Below are 1166 nucleotides of genomic sequence, written 5' to 3' on the forward strand. Positions count from 1 at the left end.
CGGGCCGCCTTGCGGCGTCCCTTCCTGTCGCTGACTGACGATCCCGCCCGACATCACACCGGCTTCAAGGTAACGGCGAATCAGCCTGAGCACTCGCTTGTCTTCGATATGACGCTCTATATGGGCCATCAAAACGTCGTGGTTAACCCGATCAAAGAACTTCTCAAGGTCAAGCTCCACGCACCAACGGTGACCCGACGCCACATGGGCGCGGGCGCTTTCGACGGCTTGATGAGCACTTCTACCCGGACGAAAACCGTAGCTGTAGTCCGAGAACAGAGGATCGAAGATTAGCGTGAGCTGTTGCAGCAAGGCTTGTTGGATCAAGCGATCCACGACGTTGGGAATACCCAACTGCCGGGTTCCGCCTTTGGGCTTAGGGATTTTGACGGCGCGTACACCTTGCGGGTGATACTCGCCGGCCAGCAGCCGAGTCTTGAGGATCGGCCAATACTGTTTCACATAGTCCACCAACTGGTCGACCGTCATGCCATCGGCACCCGGCGCGCCCTTGTTGCTGACTACGCGTTGATACGCACGCTTAAGGTTGGCCGGTGCAAGCACCCGCGCCATCAGCGTGTCCGGCTCCGCGTTCGTCCACGTCATAGACGCCGCCGATGCCTGCGCACTGCCAGTCGCAAACCCCGGATTCCGTCCGGGACTTGGGGTGACAGCCCTCTTGTGGAGAGAATTCTGCTTTTTCGACATTCGACGAGACTCTGACGCCTACTGGCGGCATAACCTGTTCGGCCCTTGGTGACGGGGTTATTCGTCACTTAATACGGCCTCGGCTGACTTCTGCACGCTCATCCCGTCGCCTCTCGACGTTCGGTAGCACACTGGCAAACGGGCAGATCTCCCAGGGTAATTCGCGCGACCTTCCTGCTTATGCCTGTCGGATTTACGTCACAGCGTTCCGTGCAAGTATCGGGCTTTGACGATTTGTGCCGTCTTACCCCGCTGCGCCGCCTCTATCCGCTTTCTGTTCGTCAGGCCAGCATTTTGCCTCGGGCTTCCTTCAGATTCGCAGTCGCCCGCGACACCCTTGCCTCTGGCTAACACTTCCCCTTGCCGGGTGTGTAGAGGACTTTCACCTCCAAGTCACCAGCGTGGCCACCACAGCCAAACTGGTTGCGCTTGCGCGCAACGCGCCATGCCTGGCGCAC

At 59.3% G+C, this 1166-nt stretch carries 1 pseudogene; it reads right to left on the reverse strand.

Annotated features, from left to right (window positions below):
• A pseudogene (locus ACZYSM_RS29140) lies at positions 1-739 on the reverse strand (reverse transcriptase domain-containing protein); the annotation flags it as partial.
• Positions 740-1166 lie beyond the last annotated feature (427 nt).

It is taken from the genome of Pseudomonas sp. F220, from assembly GCF_057813935.1.